This is a genomic window from Streptomyces sp. Tek67B01, assembly GCF_055231995.1.
This window is the reverse complement of sequence record NZ_JBUYUY010000001.1, coordinates 7,230,259-7,247,159: the sequence shown is the minus strand read 5'-3', so window position 1 is coordinate 7,247,159 and position 16,901 is coordinate 7,230,259. Positions and strand designations below refer to the sequence as shown.

General features: G+C 70.4%; 14 protein-coding genes. 13 read left to right on the top strand and 1 reads right to left on the bottom strand.

Annotation, left to right across the window (positions count from 1 at the left end; all coding sequences use genetic code 11):
- Nucleotides 1–169 precede the first annotated feature (169 nt).
- Together ACV7NM_RS33215 and ACV7NM_RS33210 are read left to right on the top strand one after the other, a co-directional pair.
- The gene (locus ACV7NM_RS33215; protein ID WP_463413775.1) at nt 170–1,555 is read left to right on the top strand and encodes a sporulation protein; all 1,386 of its coding nucleotides are present in this window, start codon (nt 170–172) and stop codon (nt 1,553–1,555) included.
- A gap of 54 nt (nt 1,556–1,609) precedes the next feature.
- Nucleotides 1,610–1,771: an NAD(P)H-dependent glycerol-3-phosphate dehydrogenase gene (locus ACV7NM_RS33210; protein ID WP_463413774.1), complete on the top strand. Its 162-nt coding sequence runs from the start codon at nt 1,610–1,612 to the stop codon at nt 1,769–1,771.
- 138 nt (nt 1,772–1,909) lie between these two features.
- Here ACV7NM_RS33210 and ACV7NM_RS33205 read toward each other — a convergent pair whose 3' ends face one another.
- Nucleotides 1,910–2,446 (bottom strand): hypothetical protein, encoded by a 537-nt coding sequence (locus ACV7NM_RS33205; RefSeq protein WP_463413773.1) that lies wholly within the window; start codon nt 2,444–2,446, stop codon nt 1,910–1,912.
- A 367-nt stretch (nt 2,447–2,813) separates the two neighbouring features.
- Here ACV7NM_RS33205 and ACV7NM_RS33200 point away from each other — a divergent pair, with 367 nt between their 5' ends.
- From ACV7NM_RS33200 to ACV7NM_RS33150, 11 genes are all read left to right on the top strand, one after another.
- Nucleotides 2,814–3,914 carry a conjugal transfer protein gene (locus ACV7NM_RS33200; protein ID WP_463413772.1) on the top strand — a complete coding sequence of 367 codons (1,101 nt, stop codon included), beginning with the start codon at nt 2,814–2,816 and terminating at the stop codon, nt 3,912–3,914.
- A complete protein-coding gene (locus ACV7NM_RS33195; protein WP_463413771.1) occupies nt 3,911–4,219 on the top strand; it encodes a hypothetical protein in 309 nt (102 codons plus the stop codon). The genes ACV7NM_RS33200 and ACV7NM_RS33195 overlap by 4 nt, the downstream gene beginning before the upstream one ends.
- Entirely contained in the window at nt 4,216–4,758 is a 543-nt protein-coding gene (locus ACV7NM_RS33190; RefSeq protein WP_463413770.1) for a hypothetical protein, read from the top strand. The genes ACV7NM_RS33195 and ACV7NM_RS33190 overlap by 4 nt, the downstream gene beginning before the upstream one ends.
- On the top strand, nt 4,758–7,331 hold the full coding sequence (locus ACV7NM_RS33185; RefSeq protein WP_463413769.1) for an ATP-binding protein: 2,574 nt from the start codon (nt 4,758–4,760) through the stop codon (nt 7,329–7,331). The genes ACV7NM_RS33190 and ACV7NM_RS33185 overlap by 1 nt, the downstream gene beginning before the upstream one ends.
- Nucleotides 7,328–7,672, top strand: coding sequence for a hypothetical protein (locus ACV7NM_RS33180; protein ID WP_463413768.1), 345 nt, complete (start codon nt 7,328–7,330; stop codon nt 7,670–7,672). The genes ACV7NM_RS33185 and ACV7NM_RS33180 overlap by 4 nt, the downstream gene beginning before the upstream one ends.
- Entirely contained in the window at nt 7,672–10,323 is a 2,652-nt protein-coding gene (locus tag ACV7NM_RS33175; protein WP_463413767.1) for a hypothetical protein, read from the top strand. Before ACV7NM_RS33180 ends, ACV7NM_RS33175 begins: the two co-directional genes overlap by 1 nt.
- Entirely contained in the window at nt 10,320–11,432 is a 1,113-nt protein-coding gene (locus tag ACV7NM_RS33170) for a C40 family peptidase (protein ID WP_463413766.1), read from the top strand. Before ACV7NM_RS33175 ends, ACV7NM_RS33170 begins: the two co-directional genes overlap by 4 nt.
- The gene (locus ACV7NM_RS33165; protein WP_463413765.1) at nt 11,429–12,091 is read left to right on the top strand and encodes a hypothetical protein; all 663 of its coding nucleotides are present in this window, start codon (nt 11,429–11,431) and stop codon (nt 12,089–12,091) included. Before ACV7NM_RS33170 ends, ACV7NM_RS33165 begins: the two co-directional genes overlap by 4 nt.
- Complete coding sequence (locus ACV7NM_RS33160; protein WP_463413764.1) at nt 12,088–14,682, top strand: ATP/GTP-binding protein; 2,595 nt, start codon at nt 12,088–12,090, stop codon at nt 14,680–14,682. The genes ACV7NM_RS33165 and ACV7NM_RS33160 overlap by 4 nt, the downstream gene beginning before the upstream one ends.
- Entirely contained in the window at nt 14,679–15,584 is a 906-nt protein-coding gene (locus ACV7NM_RS33155) for a replication-relaxation family protein (RefSeq protein WP_463413763.1), read from the top strand. Before ACV7NM_RS33160 ends, ACV7NM_RS33155 begins: the two co-directional genes overlap by 4 nt.
- Before the next feature lie 828 nt (nt 15,585–16,412).
- Nucleotides 16,413–16,733 (top strand): hypothetical protein, encoded by a 321-nt coding sequence (locus tag ACV7NM_RS33150; protein ID WP_463413762.1) that lies wholly within the window; start codon nt 16,413–16,415, stop codon nt 16,731–16,733.
- Nucleotides 16,734–16,901: the final 168 nt, after the last annotated feature.

The following is a 16,901-nucleotide window of genomic DNA, read 5'->3' as shown; positions in this document are numbered from 1 at the left end:
CGACCGGCGGTAGTCCAAGGAAACCGCCGGACATGACTCCGGCAGGAGGCACACAAGGGGGCCAACAGATCGCAGACCGCGCGCAGTTGTCAGCCCCTGGGCATACGCTCGGAAGTTCGGATCGGCGGAAGCCGACCGGGCAAGGCAGCATCACGGAAAGGCGTGTGCCGTGACCGCGACTCACCGTCGGACCAAGCCACCCAACCTCGATCTCAAGAGGGTTCTCGAAGCCAGCGGGGTGAGCAGGGAAGGGCTGGCCCGCCGCGTCAACCAACTCAGCCGGCAGGGCGAGAAGGGGCGGGGATACACCCATACGAGTGTCTCGAACTGGATCGACCGTGGCATGGTGCCCCGCCCGCCGGTACCCGACCTCATCGCCGCTGTGCTGGGAGAACGCCTCGGCCGACGGGTGGGGCTGGACGAGATCGGCATGGGCAAGCTACGGGAGAAGGGGGCAGATATGGGCTTGGATTTCCCGCGAGATCCCGATGACGCCCTGCGTCTGTCCATCGAATACTGGAGCAGCATGCACCGCCGCACTCTCCTGACCGGTGGCCCACTGGCCATCGCCGCCTACCAAACACCCGTCAACCGGTGGCTCGCCAACCCAACCGACCCCCCACTCCCCCGCCAAGGCGACCAACGCGTCGGCCGCGCTGATCTGGACGAGCTGTGGCTGGCGGCCGAGGACGCCCGTCGGTGGGACTCCAAGTTCGGCGGCGGAAACGTGATGGCCTCTTCCGTCGGGGAATGCCTGCAGAACCGGGCCGCACCCCTGCTAAGCGGCACCTTCACCGAGACGATCGGCGCGGAACTCTTCACCGCCACCGCCGAACTGGCCAGGATCGCCGCGTGGGCAGCCGTGGACATGGGCCACCACGACGTAGCACAGCAGCACTTCATCCAGGCGCTGCGCCTGGCGCGCAGTGCGGGAGACGTCCAGGCCGGCTCCTACGTGCTGGCGACGATGAGCCTGCACGCCTACCTCCGCGGGCACCTGTCGGAAGCCATCGACATGGCCGAAGGCGCCTACGAACGCGCCAAGCACTCCGCCGCCCCACGGGTTCTGGCATTCGCACGACTCGCCGAGGCCCGCGCGCACGGCCGCGCCGGCGACGCCAAGTCGGCTGCCCGCGCCCTGGCGGCCTCCGAGGACCTACTCTCCTCCATCCGTCCCGGCACCCGGGACCCCGAATGGCTCAGTTACCTCACCCACGCCCGGATCAGCACCGACGCCACGGAGATCTACCGTGACCTGAGCAACCTGAAAGCGGCACAGCGCTGGAGCCGGCAGGCCGACGCCATGCCCGCCGGCGTGTACACCCGAGCTGTCGGGATCCGCCTCGCGGTCATGGGCTCAGCCCACATCCAGGCAGGCCACCTCGATCAGGGGCTCGACATGGGGGAACGGTCAGTCGAAATCCTGGCCCGCGTCCGCTCCACGCGCGCCCATGACTACCTCCGCAAGCTCGCCGCAACGCTGGAGCCATGGCGTGCGGAGACCAGGGTCCAGGAGTTCATCCACCACAGCACGACGGCCCTCGTACAAGCGTGATCCTTTCGGCGCCGCCGATGCCGAAAGGAGCGGCAGCCACCAGACGGGAATCCCGTGAGCAAGAGCGCACCTCCTCCCCGAAACCGCACCTTCGGCGAGCACCTCGGGCTGGGTCTGACCGTCGACCAGGCCGCTGCGGCCACCGGACAGACGGCCGAGGGCGTCGAGTCCGCCGAGTCAGTGCTTGGGCTCGCCCACCGCCGACGATGTCGGTGATGGGGAGGTCGGCGCCGTGTCAAGGTCCTTATATGGCCACCGTGGACCATGCCGCCACGTGCTCTTGGGACGCGCCCCAAACAGGAACGATAGGAAGCTTGTCCCCACCGAGCCCCTCGGCAGAGGACACCTGAGCCGTCAGACGGTCGGTGATCCCTTGTAGTCGTGGCTTCGGTATCCACGGCCGTCCTTGTGCCAGTCCAGATACAGGACCGCGTTCGCGTACGCTCCGCTGCCTGCCCGGTGGCTGATCGTCGGGGTGCGATAGTGGCCGTCCCTGTCACCACTGGACGTGGCCGTCTCCAGCCGGTCCTTGAGCTGAAAGTCGCGCTCTGTGACCACGGGGTCGGTGCCCTCCCGAGAGACCATGATCTGCAGTCGGACCTTGGCCCCGTCGAAGATCGTCGCATTCTGGTTGGTGTAGAACGGTCCGTCCCAGCGGATGTCCGCGTACGCGTACACGGTGGAGCCGGATCGGGCGGCGCACGTTTGGATCTTGATATCCCAGTTGTCGGGGGCGGGGCCGGAGTATCCGGCGTCGTCGATCGTCTGGGTGCTGGTCGAGCAGCGGTAGCCGAGTGCGGCGGTCGGAGTCGCAGTGGCGGCGGAGACCGTCCCGAAGAGAACGGCGAGCACGGCCGCGGCGGCCAGGAGCGGGTACTTGGTGGTGTTCATGCCCGGTCAAGGCCGTCCACGGCCCGGACGACACGGGCCCGCCCGGAAGGCGCCCCGCACGAGGGATGTTCCCCGACAACTGTCCGGGCCGTCGAGCCGCTCACCGGCCAGAGCGGTAACTCACCACCGCCGTCGGTGAGTGCCCGCCAGGTGGTGACTTGGCGGTGGTGACGTCACACGAGCCCGGTGAGTTTCTGGGCGGCAGGGCTGTGACCTGCGGTGGGGATGTGGTGGTGAGTCACCGGTGACTCACCACCACAGCCGTGTCCCAGCCGTGATGGCACGGGGGTGGTCGTGGTGAGCAGGCCGGTGAGGTGGGCGCCGTTGTGTGGGAGCAAGCAACCCCGCTCCCAGGAAAGGCAGCCCCATGGCACGCCGTCGCACCCTCCCTCCCGGCCGAGAACGTCCGGCCGGTCGGATCACGTCCTCGACGCCACTGCGCGCGTCGCGGCCTGAGACCGTCCCCGCCGGCCGTCCCGTCTCCCAAAGTCCTCGACTGGCCCGCATCGGCATCTGGACGGCACTCGCGGCCGGCCCGCTCGCTCTGGCCGTCGCGCTGGCCGCGCCGTCCGGGACCGCCGCGCAGGCGGCCCCCGCCCCGACACCGAGCGTCGCGCGTCCGCAGGTCGATCCGGCCGGGACGGCTGCGCACTTCGTGGAGCTGTGGCTGCGCGCCGACGCCTCCGCGTCCGACAGCCCGGTGGGGGCGGCGGTGCGGGCGATGGCACCGCAGAGCGAACTCCCTTCCCGGTCCCGAGAGGCCGGGGCTCCGGTGGCGGTGCGGGTGACCGCGCTGCGGACCGCCCACCTGCCAGGCGGTGGGTGGACAGTGACCGTCGCCGCCGTCGCCGACGAGCGGCGCGAGCCCGCGCCGAGCACCAGCACCAGCACCAGCACCAGCACGGACCATGGCGACCTCCACCCTGCGGTTCGGTACTTCGCCGTCAGCGGCACCGGCGGCAAGGAGGGCGGGCCGCTGGTGATCACCGGGTCGCCCGCGGAGGTCGCCGCCCCCGAGGCGGCCCAAGCCGGCACCTCGGCGTTCGGCCACCCCGTTCCCTCCACGGGCCCCCTGGCCGTCTCCCTCGGGGAGTTCCTGCGGACCTACCTCGCCGGGGCGGGTGGGCAGGGTGCGGGCTTGGAGCGGTACCTGTCGCCGGGGGTGCGCCTGACGGCGCCGGCGGCCGCGTCCTACGCGCGGGTCGACGTCAAGGACGTCGCCGCCGACGTCGAGGCCGCAGCCGGGAAGGACGTTCCGGCCGACGGGACGAAGGCGCGGGTCCGGGTCCGTGTCGAGGGTGAGGACCGGGCCGGTACCCGCTGGCCGCTGGAGTACCACCTGACCGTGACCGCCCGCGCCGGACGCTGGGAGATCAGCGCCCTGGACACCGGATCCCCCACCCAGACGCCTGCCGGTCTCGCGTCCCCCTCCACCACGCCCACCGCCACCGACGGAGGTGCCCGATGAACACGATGCTCCTCGCGAGCCAGCTGGACACCCTCGGCGACGGCCTCTTCGACATGTTGGGCAAGTGGGCCGACCGGGGTCTCAAGGTCGCTCTCGTGGTGATCGTCCTGGTCACCATCTGCCGCCAGTTCTCCCTCAAGGCCGGTATCGGCGCGTTGCTCGCGATGGCCATCGCGCTCGGCATCTACAGCTCACGCGACACCCTGGCCGGCTTCTTCTCCGACAAGATCAAGAACCCGTCGACCGGTTCCGCACCGCTGGATCCGCAGGCCCCGCAGCGCCGTGCGGACGGGAAGATCCTGTGAGCGCGACGGCGCGGCCCCGCATCGCGCGCGTCTACACCGGTGCGCGCCGTCATCCGTGGGTGCTGGGCAAGCTCGGGGACTGGGTCATCTGGTTCGGCCCGTACACCCCGGCGCAGTTGGTGATCCTCGGTGGTGGGGCGTTCGCGTTGATCAAGGGCTACGCCTGGTGGTCGTGGGCCGGTCCGGTGCCGGTCGTGTCGTGGCTGGTGGCGGTGTGGGCGGCGCGCGGGGCGCAGATCGCCGGTCAGAACCCGTTCACTGCCGCGGCCGGGGTGGTCTCGCTGTTGTTGCGGCATCCGGCGGGTCGGATCGGCGGCCGGATCGCCCGCGACCGCCGTCCCTCCCACCTGTGCGGCCGGTTCGTCATCCAGGGCGCCCCCCTGCCCGACTCCGCGCTGCCCGCTGCCCTCTCGGCAGGTGGGGACTCCGCCCGTGGAGGGGACGGGGCCGTGGTGCGGCTGCCTGCCGTGTCGGGGCGGGTGGCTGCCGGGTCGGGCCTGGCCTCCTTGCTCGCGGATTCCGAGAGGAGGGCGGCGTGATGCGTACCCCGTTTCGGCACATTGCCGGTCATTTGCTGTGGTCGGCTTCCGCCCGGGTGTGGGCGGTGTGGCGGGTGACGCCGCTGCCCGGGGGATATCTGCCGGCGCAGGTTCGTCAGGACCTTCTCGACCGGGTCACTGCCCTGGTGCGGTCGATGCCCGCCATGGAACCCCGTTTGTTCGTTTTGGCGGCGCGTACCGATCCGGGTGAGATCGCCGAGCGGATGGTGGCCGGTCTGGACTGGGAGCGCTTGCCCGCGTGGTCGCAGACCTGCGCGGCCGCCGTGGAGTTGCTGACCGGCGAGGAGATGCACGAGCGGACGCTGTGGCTGGCCGTGCCTCTCTCGGGTAGCCGGGTCGGGGCCACGACCGCGTCTCTGGGCGCGCTGTATGGGGAGTTGTCCGCAGCGCTGGACCTTCCTGCGGTGCCGGTGCCGGAGGCGGAGGTGAGGTCGGCGTTCGCGGAGGCCGAGCGTATCCAGAGCGCCCTCGGTGGTGGGCTGGGGCTGCGCCCGGCGTCTGCGGCGGAGATCGTGTGGATGGTGCAGCACGCCGTGCACCGCGGTCTTGACCGGGAGCCGCTGTTGTCGGACGCCGAGCACAGCCCGCTGTACGGCAGTCGTGTCCACGACGGCCGGCTCACTTCCCCCTCCTATGCGGACCTGGGGCAGATCCGTCTGTCCGAAGGCGGCCAGGACACGGACGTCCGGGGCAAGGCGAAGGCTGCCGAGCGGCCGTGGTGGCGCAAGGCCGGAACCCTCTCGCCGCTGGGCCGGCGGTGGCTGCAGGTCGAATCCGAGGCCGGGACCGGCTACCAGTCCCACCTGGTGCTCGCCGAACTCCCGCCCGCGATGGCCGTGGACCACGCCGACGTCCTCGCGCAGCTGGAGCACCTGCCGTTCCCGATCGACGTGGCGGTGGACCTGCGGATCGTGCCCGCGAAGAAGGCCCGCGCCCAGGTCCAGCGCAAGAAGCGCGAACTCCTCGACCAGGCCGGCCAGTACGGGGCGCAGCCGACCGGGATGCCGCATTCGCTTCCCGAGGCGGCCGGGGATCTCGCCGAGCAGGACGCCCGGATGGCGCGGACGTCGGTGGAGGTCGAGGTCCAGTCGGTGACCGTGTTGACGGTGTGGGGGCCGGATGCCGACACCTGTGACGCGCGGGCGCGGGAGTTGTCCGCGGCCCTTTCGGGGGGCGACTACCGGGTAGAGCGCCCCTACGGCATGCAGCAGGAGCTGTTCGCTCTGGGCCTGCCGGGTACGGTGCGGGCTCCGAAACTGGGCCAGTTCACGCAGCACCAGCTGTCGGAGGACTGGGCCGCGGCAGGCGCGTTCACCCTGTCGAGGGTCGGGGACCCGGCCGGAATGATGGTCGGTCACGACCTGGACTCCGGCACCATCCGCCCCGTGCTGCTGAATCCGGCCGACGCCCCGCAGGTCAACGCCTCCGCGTCGTTGGCCGTGGTCGGCGACCTCGGCGCCGGCAAGAGCGTGCTGGAGAAGCTCGTCACGGCGGCGGTGGTGGACCAAGGCGGGCGGGCGATCGTCATCGACCGGACCCCGATCCGGGAATGGGCCACCTTCGGGCGGGCCGCGATGGGCGACCGGTGCGAGGTCATCGACGCCGCCCGCGCCGAGGTGTCCATCGACCCGCTGCGCGTGTTCGGCGGCCCGGTCGGCGCCCACTACGCGCTGTCCTACCTCACCTTGCAGCTGGGTGTGGGTGCGATGACCGCCGCCGGAGCGGTGCTCCACCACGCGGTCCAGGAGGTGTGCGCAGGCCCCAGCCCGTCCATGGGCAAGGTCTTGGACGTCCTCGACGACCTGGCCAAGGTGGGCAGCGCGACCACGCGTGCGGATGCGGCCGCCACCATGGCGGACCTGCTGCGGATCGTGCGCGGCAACCCCCTCGCGGCGATGGTGTTCGACCCGGATCTGCCGCCGGTCACCCTGGACGGGGACTTGGGCGCCGACCTGGTGGTGGTCACCACCACCGGACTCACCCTGCCGCCGAAGGAGGCCTTCGCCGACGCCGAAGTGCTGCGCCAGCAACCCTTGGAGGCGCTGATCGGGCGGGCCGTCCTGTATCTGATCGCGGCAATCGCCCGGCAGGCCGCGTTCACCGACCCGGCCCGGTTCTGTCTGGTCTCGATGGACGAGGTGTACTGGCTGACCTCCTCGGCGGAGGGATCCGCGCTGGTCCACGAGATCCTCCACGACGGCCGCAAACACGGCGCCGGATGCTTCCTCGGCGCCCACGACGAAGCCGAACTCGGCAACGACGCCGCTCTGATCGCCTACCGCTTCCTGGCCCGCACCACCGACAGCGTCCGCGCCGCCAAGGGCCTGCGCTTCATCGGCCTGGACGGCGACAACGAAGACCTCGTACGGATGGTCACCACCGGCCTCTCCCCCGTCGGCCAAAGCGGCCGGGAAGGCGAGATGTTCCTGCGCGACCCGCGCATGCAGGTCGGCCGAATCAAGATCGTCGTGCCGCCCGTGCCCCGCATCAGAGAAAAGATCTTCACCACACCCGGCCGCGCCACCCGCGCGGCCGCCGGGGGGACCTCATGACCCGCATCACCAATGCGCGGCTGCTACTCACCGCCGCAGTCACTCTCATGTTGCTCACCTGCACCGTCGCCGCATGGGCCATGCCCCACACCCGGCCGGCGGTCTCCACTGAGCAGGCGGCCGCGGTTGCGGTCGTCGGGGACGGCTGTGACATGGTCGCCGGTCCCGCTCGTGATCTGTGCCGGTCCGCGCCCGGCGATCCCGTCGCAACGCCTGGCCCCTCGGCAGCGGCAGCTCTCTCATCCCCGCCGCCGGACGGCAGGACCATGCTGCTGTTGTTCTCCACCGTCGCCATCGCGGCCGCCATCGCCCTGGTGACCACGGCAGAGCGGCGTCTGTGATGGCCCGCTTCGACATAGACCGGGGCACGCTGCGCTCCGCCGGATTCGTCACCCTGCTCACCGTCGTGTTCCTGGTGACGAACACGGCGGTCGCGGCCGCCGCTGACGGCAGCGCCGACGGCGGTGGCCTGCTCGGCCCCCTGGACGTCATGACCGGCGAGGACACGCCACTCAGCGGCTACCAGCTGGAGGCAGTGGTCGCCGCACCGGACACCATCCCCGCCATGAGCGCCGTCGACACACTCACGACCGGCGCACCTCCCATCGATATCGTCGGGCACACCCAGCGCCTTGTGATGAGCGGCCTGTTCACCCTGGTGCGGCTGCTGGTGGGACTGTGCTGCTGGCTGATCGGATTCGTCTTCAAGTTCCCGCTCCTCACGTTGCTGACCGGGCCCGCGCAGCACCTCGCCGACGCCTACAAGCACAACGTCGTCGGCGCCTTGGGGCTGGAAGGGCTGCTGCTTTCCTGGGCGTTCGTGTTCGGGCTGATCCTTTTCGTCCGCGGGAAAGTCGGCACGGGCCTGGGCGAGATCACGCTGACCTTGGTCATCGCCGCCCTCGCGGCCAGCGCCTTCATCCGTCCCGATTACCTGCTGGGCAAGGACGGACCGCTCGACCAGACGCACCAGGCCGCCCTGGAAGTCGCATCGATCACCACCAGCTCCTACTTCAGCACCCCCGGCCGCACCAGCCGCGACTGCGCCAGCGCGGCCGGGCCCTCGGCCCCGAACTGCGTCCACGAGCAGGCGAGCGCGGAAACGGTGGTCGAACCCATCCAGAAGGCGCTCACCGACGCCCTGGTGGTCAAGCCCTACATGCTGCTCCAGTACGGCCGCATCCTCGACCCCAAGAACCCCGACGACGCCGCCGCCTACAAGGCCCATGTGAAGTGGATCAACAGCAGCCGGCCCGACACTGCGAAGCCGGTCGACCCCAACCAGTGCAAGGGAGTCGTCGGGCCGCTGAAGGAGTCCTGCGAGCGCCGGGTTGGCAAGAAGGCGGAAGATCCTTGTCGGCTTCTGTTCGGTCCGGCGAAGGAGTACTGCAACCGGGACGTACCCGCGCGGTCCAAGGACGCCGGTTTCGCGAAACTCCTCGACGAGCTGGACAAGGCCGGTCCGGTCGGTAAGGCCTGCGCCGCCTACGCGAAGCAGCCGACCTGGGACCGGGTCTGGTCGGTCGTCGCCCTGCTGATCGCGGTGATCGTCGTGGCTCTGATGATCGTTTCGATGGCGGTGGTGATGTTCGGCGCCCAGGGCGCGGACGCCGCCGCCGCGGCGGGCGGCCCGATCGCCTGGGTGTGGGCGATGCTGCCCGGTCCGTCCCGGATGTTGTTGTGGCGGTGGCTGGGCGTCTTCATCGTCTCCGCCCTGGTCTCGTTCATGGCCGCGATGGCCCTGCCACTCTTCGGCATCGCCGTGGCCGCACTGCTGTCGGACAGCGGCCCCGACGTGATGGTGGAACGGCTGCTGCTGGTCGACGCCCTCGCCGTCGCGTTCCTGATCATGCACCGCCGCATCCTGGCCGCGACGGCCGGGTTCGGGCAGCGCATGGCCACCCGCATGCGGTTCAAGAAGATCGGCGGCAGCCACCTGACCGGTGACAACTCCGAACTGGGCGCGGCCCTTGCCATGCACGGCCCCTCAGGGGCCGGCCGTCTCGGGTTCGGCGGCATGGGCGGGGGAATGTCCGCTGCGCACGGTGCGTTCGGCGCCCGGCTCCGGTCGTTGGGGAGTTTTGCCGCGCTGAGTGACGGCAGCGGGATGCCGATGTCCCCCGGCCGGCTGCTCGGTGACGCGCTGGCCGAAGGGCGGCGCGGTATCGCACCACTGGCCGTGGCCCTGCGTGGCGCGCACGCCGCACTGATTGGCCCCAAGCCTCAGCAGCACCCCGCGGCCGCCCGGTTCCACGCGGCCGCCAACGGCGGGACGGCCATGGGGCGGCGCGGATCCGGGGAGATGGTGGTGGACCAGTGGACCGGTGAGGTCCTGCACGATCCTGAAACCGACCGGCCGCTGCTGGGATCACGGCTGCACGCGCGGGCATCGCGACTGCGCGGCTACCGCGTCGCCGCCGGTACCGCCCGCACCGCCTACGGCGCGACCCTGGGCCTGCCCCGCAATCTGGGACGTGCCCGAGAGGCGGGCTCCCAGTTCACCGACGACGCCCACGCCCAACTGCGCGTCGCGGCCAACGGGGTACGCGAGGACGCCGGACGCTGGGCCGACGGCGGCCGTGCCCTGCGCAACGGCGTCGATCGCACCGGGCAGGCCCTCGCGACCGCCTGGCAGGTCCACGACCCCATGCGGTCCGTGCGCGACACCGCCCTGGCCGCCGCCATCGCCACCGCCCCCCTCGCATCCGGCGCCCGTACGTCCACAACCCGCACCGGCATTTCGGCCCCTCGGGTCGAATCCGGCCGCTCCACCCGGCCGCGCCCGCCGTCACCTCCCGCCTCAACGGCGCCGACCTCACCGGCACCCGCCCGCCCGCGCCGCTCCGAAACAGCACCCGGATCGGGATCGGAATCCGGGCCGGGGTCCCGGACTCCGAGCGACGCCCAGGCGGAGGCGAACGCGGCACGGCTGCGCGCGAAGTTCGACTCCCGCGCCGCCGAGCGCCGCCGGCGCGAAGGCGGTGAGCAGTGAAACGGTGGAAGAAGCTGGGATGCCTGGGTGTGCTGCTGCTCGTGGCGGCCGCGTGCTGCACCGGGCCGGTGCTGCTGTCCGCCGCTGCCGGTGACCACAAGGGCGGTGGTGCGGTCAACGCGGCGGCGGCCGGAATCCCTCAGCGGATGCTCAGCGCCTACCTGACCGGCGCCGCGCAGGCGACCTCGTACGTGAGCGGTTGCAAGGGGATGCGCTGGCAGATCCTCGCCGGGATCGCCCGCGTGGAATCCGACCACGCCTCCGGCCACACGATCTCAACGGGCGGGGACATCACCCCACCCATCGTCGGGCCGCGCCTCGACGGATCAGGCGCGGGCGGCAACACCACCGCCATCACGGACACCGACGGCGGCCAGTGGGACGGTGACACCGCATACGAGCGGGCGGTGGGTCCTTTTCAGTTCCTGCCCGACACCTTCCGCGCCTACGGCAAGGACGGCAACAAGGACGGGGTGATCAGTCCGCACAACGCGGACGACGCCGCTACGGCGGCGGCCGTCTACCTATGCGGCAGCGGCCGTAACCTCGCCGACCGCGAGCAGCTGCGCGCCGCCATCCACACCTACAACCTGTCGTGGGCGTACGTGGACGACGTGATGTCGGGCATCGACCGGTACGACGCCCTCGGCCGGCTTCCCGCCCTCCCCTCCGGCAACGTCGGCGCCGTCGTCCAAGCCGCGCTCGCCCAGCAAGGCGTCCCCTACTCCTGGGGCGGCGGCGGACCCCAGGGCCCCAGCAGCGGGATCTGCTGCTCCCCCGGCGGGCAGGACGGCCGCACCGTGGTCGGCTTCGACTGCTCGGGCCTGACCCAGTACGCCTACGCCACCGCCGGGATCACCCTGCCGCGCACCGCATCCGCGCAGGCCGGTGTGGGGCGGCGGATCCCCGCGTCCGCCGGATTTGCGGCCCTGGCCCCCGGTGACCTCATCTTCTACGGCTACGACCCCACATCCGATTCGACCATCCACCACGTCGGTATCTACCTCGGCGACGGAAAAATGATCAACGCGCCACGCCCCGGCAAAGCGGTTCAGATTGACCCTGTCACCGCCATGCCGGACTACGCGGGCGGAACGAGGCTCCTGTGAACGGATGGACAGGTAGCCGCGTCATCGGTGCCGCCGCCCTGCTGGGCGCCACCGGTGTCTTCCTGACATACGCGGGACTCCACCAGGTCGACACGCCAGCGTCCGCCGGTCTGACCTCGGCCGCAACGGCACCAGCGCGGACCGCGAAGCCGAGCGGCACCCCGATGCCAACCTCCCCGGCCGCGGCCACCTCGCATCCCGAGAACGACGGGCCCGAGTCCACGCCGCCCGCGAGGATGACCGCAATCCCGCCCCAGTCGGCTCCCCCACAGGCTCCGTCCGCCGGCGAGCCGGAGCGGCAGGAACTGCCTCCGCCGGGATCCGGGCCCGCCGCCGACCCGCTCATCCAGCAGGCCCTCGACCAGGCCAGCCCCCGGGACCTACCGGCCGACGAGGAACGGCGGTTGCTGGACCTGGGACGTACGGCCTGGCTCGGCGAGATCGCCGGTTACAGCCAGGTCCGTATCCAGGCCGCCACCGCCCGCCGCGACCCCACCCCGGCTGCCGGCTCCGGCACGGACTCTCACGCGCAGCAGCCCCTTCGGGCTGTGGTGCGGCTCGTGTGGGCCGGGGCCGATCGGGCCGGGAGCTTCCTCGACGGTCGCCCCGCAGCTGTCCACTTCATCCAGAACGGAGACGGAACATGGAATCGCACATGAGCGCGTCGGACGCGGAGCAGACGTTCTCCCTCGCCGCCGATTTCGTTCAGGCGGTCACCGCATGCGCGGGATGGGCCTGGGTCAACGCGTGGTGGCTGGCCCTGATCGGCGGCGCGCTGTTCGCCGGGTGCGAGGTGGTGCAGCGTCGGCTGGCCGCTGAAGCCCTGTCGCGGCGCACCTACCTGGAGCTGGTTCCCACGCCCGAGTTCGAGGCAAGCCCGGAACAGATCTGGCGGCAGGGCATGCAGCTGGTCCGGGCGGCCGGCTCGGGCCCGTGGTGGACCCCGCGCCGTGCCCGCTCTGTGCGGGTGCGGCTTCGCGCGGACGGGATCCGACCGCTGACCTACCGGATCGAGGCGCCGCAGACGGCGTACGACCTGCTCAAGCAGACGCCCTACGGTCACCGTGTGCAGGCCACGCCTGTCCCTGCGGTGGCCGACAAACGCCGGAAGCACGTGGTGCGCGCCGTGTTCACCCTGCACGGCAAGCCCGGCTCGAAGCTGCGCGAGGTGCCCCTGGATCCAGACCCCTTGCAGCCGCTGATCGACGCCGTCGCCGATCTGCGCTCCGAACTGGGGGATCTCGCCGAGGTGTGCGTGGACCTCTCCCCCGCCTCCCGCTGGCACCTGGCCATGCGCCGGTTCCAGGCGATGCAGCGGGCCCGGGAGCAGGCCCGGCGTGAAGCGCGGCAGGAGGCCCGATGGCTGACCCGAGAATCAGCCGACAGCGTTCCGGTCGCCCTGGGCCGGTTGCTGGATCCGGCCGAATGGAGCAGCAGTCCCCGCGGTCAGATGGTGATGTCCCCACAGCCGCGCCGCGTGGAGCGGGATGCGGTGCTGGGCAAGCTCGCGCACACGCCGGGGCTGGTGCGGGTTCAGGTCCTGGTGCGCTGCGCCTCCGATAAGGAAGGACGGGCGGAGAGCCGGCTGACGCGGATGGGCGCGGCCCTGGACGTCTACGCGGGCGCTTCCCGTCTGTCGTCACTCGGCTTCGCTGTGGGGCCTGTCCGTTTCGGGCCTGACTGGCGGCCGTGGCGGGCCCGGTTCGATGAGCAGTGGTCGAGTGGTGTGATGCGCCCGGCCCGGGGAGGGTGGGCGCACATCGAGGAGCTGGCCGGACTGCTCAAGCCGCCCACCGCCGCGGCCCGTGTGCCGGTGCAGGAGGCCGACATGCCCACCTACGCGCTGGGCAAGGATCTGCTGCCGCAGGGCTGGTATCGGGAAGCGGACGGCCGGGAACGACTGCTGGCAACCCGCGAGGACGACACCCTGTTCGAAGTGCAGTCCGGGAAAGCCGGGTGGGGCAAGACCATGCGCGCCCAGGTCCACGCCGTCGCCAGCGCCCACAACGGGCGGGGGCTGGCATTCGTGGACCCGCACGGTGACTCCTTCGACGACGTCGCCCGCTACCTCGCCCACTCGGGCATCATCGACCGCGTCGCTCTGTTCGACCTCACCGTCCGCGACGACCAGGACATGCTCGGCTGCTGGAACGTGCTGGACATGAGCGACGGCCAGCCCCGGCACGAGGTGACCGCCGCGGTCGTCGAGGCCTTCGCCGGCGCCCTGGGATGGAATGACATCACCGCACCGCGTGCGCTGACCATCTTCACCAAAGCCGTCGAGGCCCTCGTGGCCGTCAACACCCAAGCCATCGCAGCGCAGGTACCCGAGCAGCAGGCCACGATCTTCCAGGTGCGGGCCCTGCTCACCGACACCGTCTTCCGCCACCTCGCCGTCGCCACCCTGGACACCGAAGCACAACAGTGGTGGAAGGGCAGCTTCCCCGACCTGCCCCGCGACGCACTGCCCACCGTCCTCAACCCGCTGGAACGCCTCGGCTCCTCACCGGTCCTGCGCGCCTTCCTGGGCTGCCCCGTCAGCGGCTACAACATCCGCCGCGCCATGGACAAAGGCCACGTGGTGTGGATCTGCCCATCCGGCACGGGACCCACCGACCGGCTGCTCACCTCCATGATCGTCCACGACTTCCTGCGCGCCGGCCTCTCCCGGCGCGACCTCCCCGAACCGCAGCGGCGCTCCTTCCGCTTCTACCTCGACGAGCTGATCTCCCTGGACCAACAGTCCTCCACCGTGCTCGCGGAAATCACCGAACAGCTACGCAAGTTCGGATGCCGCCTGCACGGCATGACCCAGCTCCTGCACCGCCTCAGTCCCGCGACCCGTGCCGCCCTCATACAAAACGCCTCCTGCCTGTCCACCACGGCCGGATCGGTCGAAGCCATCGCCCAGATCACCAGCCAGTGGCCCGACACCATCACCCCACGCGACATCGCAGGTCTGGAGCGCTGGCGGCACTACGCCTCCTTCACCGTCGACGGCAAGCGCATCGGCCCCCTGCCGATCCGGGGCCCCGAACTCAGCGAGGTCTTCGGGCATCGCGCCGAGCCCAAGAAAATCGGTGCGCTGCGCAAGACGGCCCATGCCAACGCCGGCGCCCTGCCCCTTGCAGAGCGGACCACCGTGGCCCTGGCCCAAGAGGAACAGGTCCGCCGGTTCCTGACCACCAGCAGCACCCAAGCAACGACGTCCGCCCACGCTGCCGCCCCCGAAGGAGAGCAGTACGCATGACCACCGCTTCGATGCTCCAGCCCCCCACCGAGGACACCCACGCCCACCAGGCCCTCGCCCTGATCGCCCAGCACCGGCTGCTGACCACCACCCAGATCCACCACATGCTCACCCCCGACACCCCACCACGCAAGATCCACAAAGTGCTGGTGCCGCTGCGCGAGCAAGGACTCACAGACCAGACGGCCCTGGGCAAGAGCGGCCTACAGGCCCACTTCCTCACCCCCGCCGGTCACCAGACGGTCAGTGACTGGCCCGAACTGCGCGGACGAGCCCCCGCCCCGATCCAGTCACCGGCCGCCGCCTCACTGCGCGCAGCCCACACACTCACCGGGATCCGCGCCCACCTCGCCTTCCTCACCGAAGCCCGCGCCCGGGGAGACGAGTACCACCCCCTGGACTGGGTGCCCGAAGTCACCCACCGCCTCCCCGACACCGGAGGCGAAGACCGCCTCATCGCCGACGCCGTACTCCACTACACCGCCACGCGGCCCCGCCGCCTGCAATACCGGGCCTTCGTGGAAATCGACCGAGCCACCATGAGCAGCGAACGCCTCGCCCGCAAACTCATCACCTACGCCCGCTTCCACGACTACACCCCACAACCGATCGGCCGGCGCGGAACCCTCGCCGACCAAGCCGCCATGCTGGCCTGGCAACGCACCTACCCCCGCTTCCCACGCATCCTGTTCATCCTCACCGGAGCCCCACGCCCCACCCTCGCCCACCGAATCACCGACCTGCGGCACATGGCCGCCAGCCACGACCTGGTCCGTCAGCTCGCCGCCCACGTCCCCCTCGGCGCCGCCATCCTCGACGACCTGGAAGCCCACGGCCCTCAAGGCCCTGTCTGGACACCCCTCACCGGCAACGCCGAACCCCGCGGCTGGACACAGCTGTGATCCGTCGGCCTTCGACCGGCCGCCACTGCGACCATCGCCCAGATTCTGACTCCAAGCAGGATCAAACAGTGGGGCGTGTCGTGCAGTTCGTACGGGCCGCCGCCATCGACCGCCCCGGGTGGGCGGCCTAGGAACACGAGACTTCGCACGGAGAGAAGGCCGGCGAGTCGGTTGGTGCGCCGATCGTGACTCGTCCCCTGCCAGTGAGAGAACCGATCAAGGAATGGACGAAAGCATTGCCACTAGCAAAGAACAAGCCACTAGGAAAAGTTCCAGCCAAAACGCCCAGGCGCTTCACCTCCGCCCCCGGCATGGAAGACCTGCGATATGAAGAACCGCACTTCAACGCCCTGCCGGCCCTCAACTGGCTGACACACGAGGCAAAAACGTTCGATCTCCTACACCCCAAGAACCGCATGAAACTCCGGACGTTGACATCGTATGGTGCCCCGCATAACGCAGGGCGACAGCGCCCAGTGCCGTTGCATCAGCGATTACGCGGCTCAGGGGAAGCGGTACCGCACCCGCCCGACCAGTGACCACCGGGGGTTTCTCGTGACAACGGCACGACTGCACCACACCCGCACCGCGCACCGCCGGCTAGTCGGGGCGGCCGCCGTCACCGCCGCCGCCGCGGTCCTCACGGCTGGCTGCACCAAGGATCACAAGGTCCCCGAGCAGGCGCCCCGACCTAGCCCCCCGGCCTCCCGGTCCTCATCCGCCGACCCACAAGCAGCCGAGAGGGCCAAGATCCTCGCCACCTTCGACTCCTTCTGGTCCGAGTCCGTCAAGGCATATGAGGCAGGGTCTGAGAAGAATACAAAGCTCGTGAACTACGCATCGAAGGATGCGTTGAACCAAACGCTGACGGACATCGCGAACATGCAGCGCGCCGGTACCGCGATGAAGGGCACTCCCGGGCACCGCGCCGAGGTGACATCACTGAACCTGACTGGCCAGCCCCCGACGGCCAAGATCTCTGACTGTTTCGATCTGTCGACGTGGAAACTCATCGATCGTGCGACCGATCAGGTGAAGCCGTTCCCCACTCAACAGCCCATGCGCTACATCACCGAATTCGACGCCGAACTCCAAGGCGGGCAGTGGGTGCTGACCAAGTTCGTACGGCGTGGCGATCAAAAATGCTGAGACGACTCCTGCTACCACTTTCCCTGGTGCCGGCTGCAATCGCCTTGGCTTCTGCTGCTTCGGTCCACGCCGACGGGGGTGTGTGTGAAGGCGCGTCCGGCTGGGTGAGCGTCTGTGCGGAAGCGTCAGGCCACGATGGCTACGGTCCCACGAGCCATGGCGAGGGAA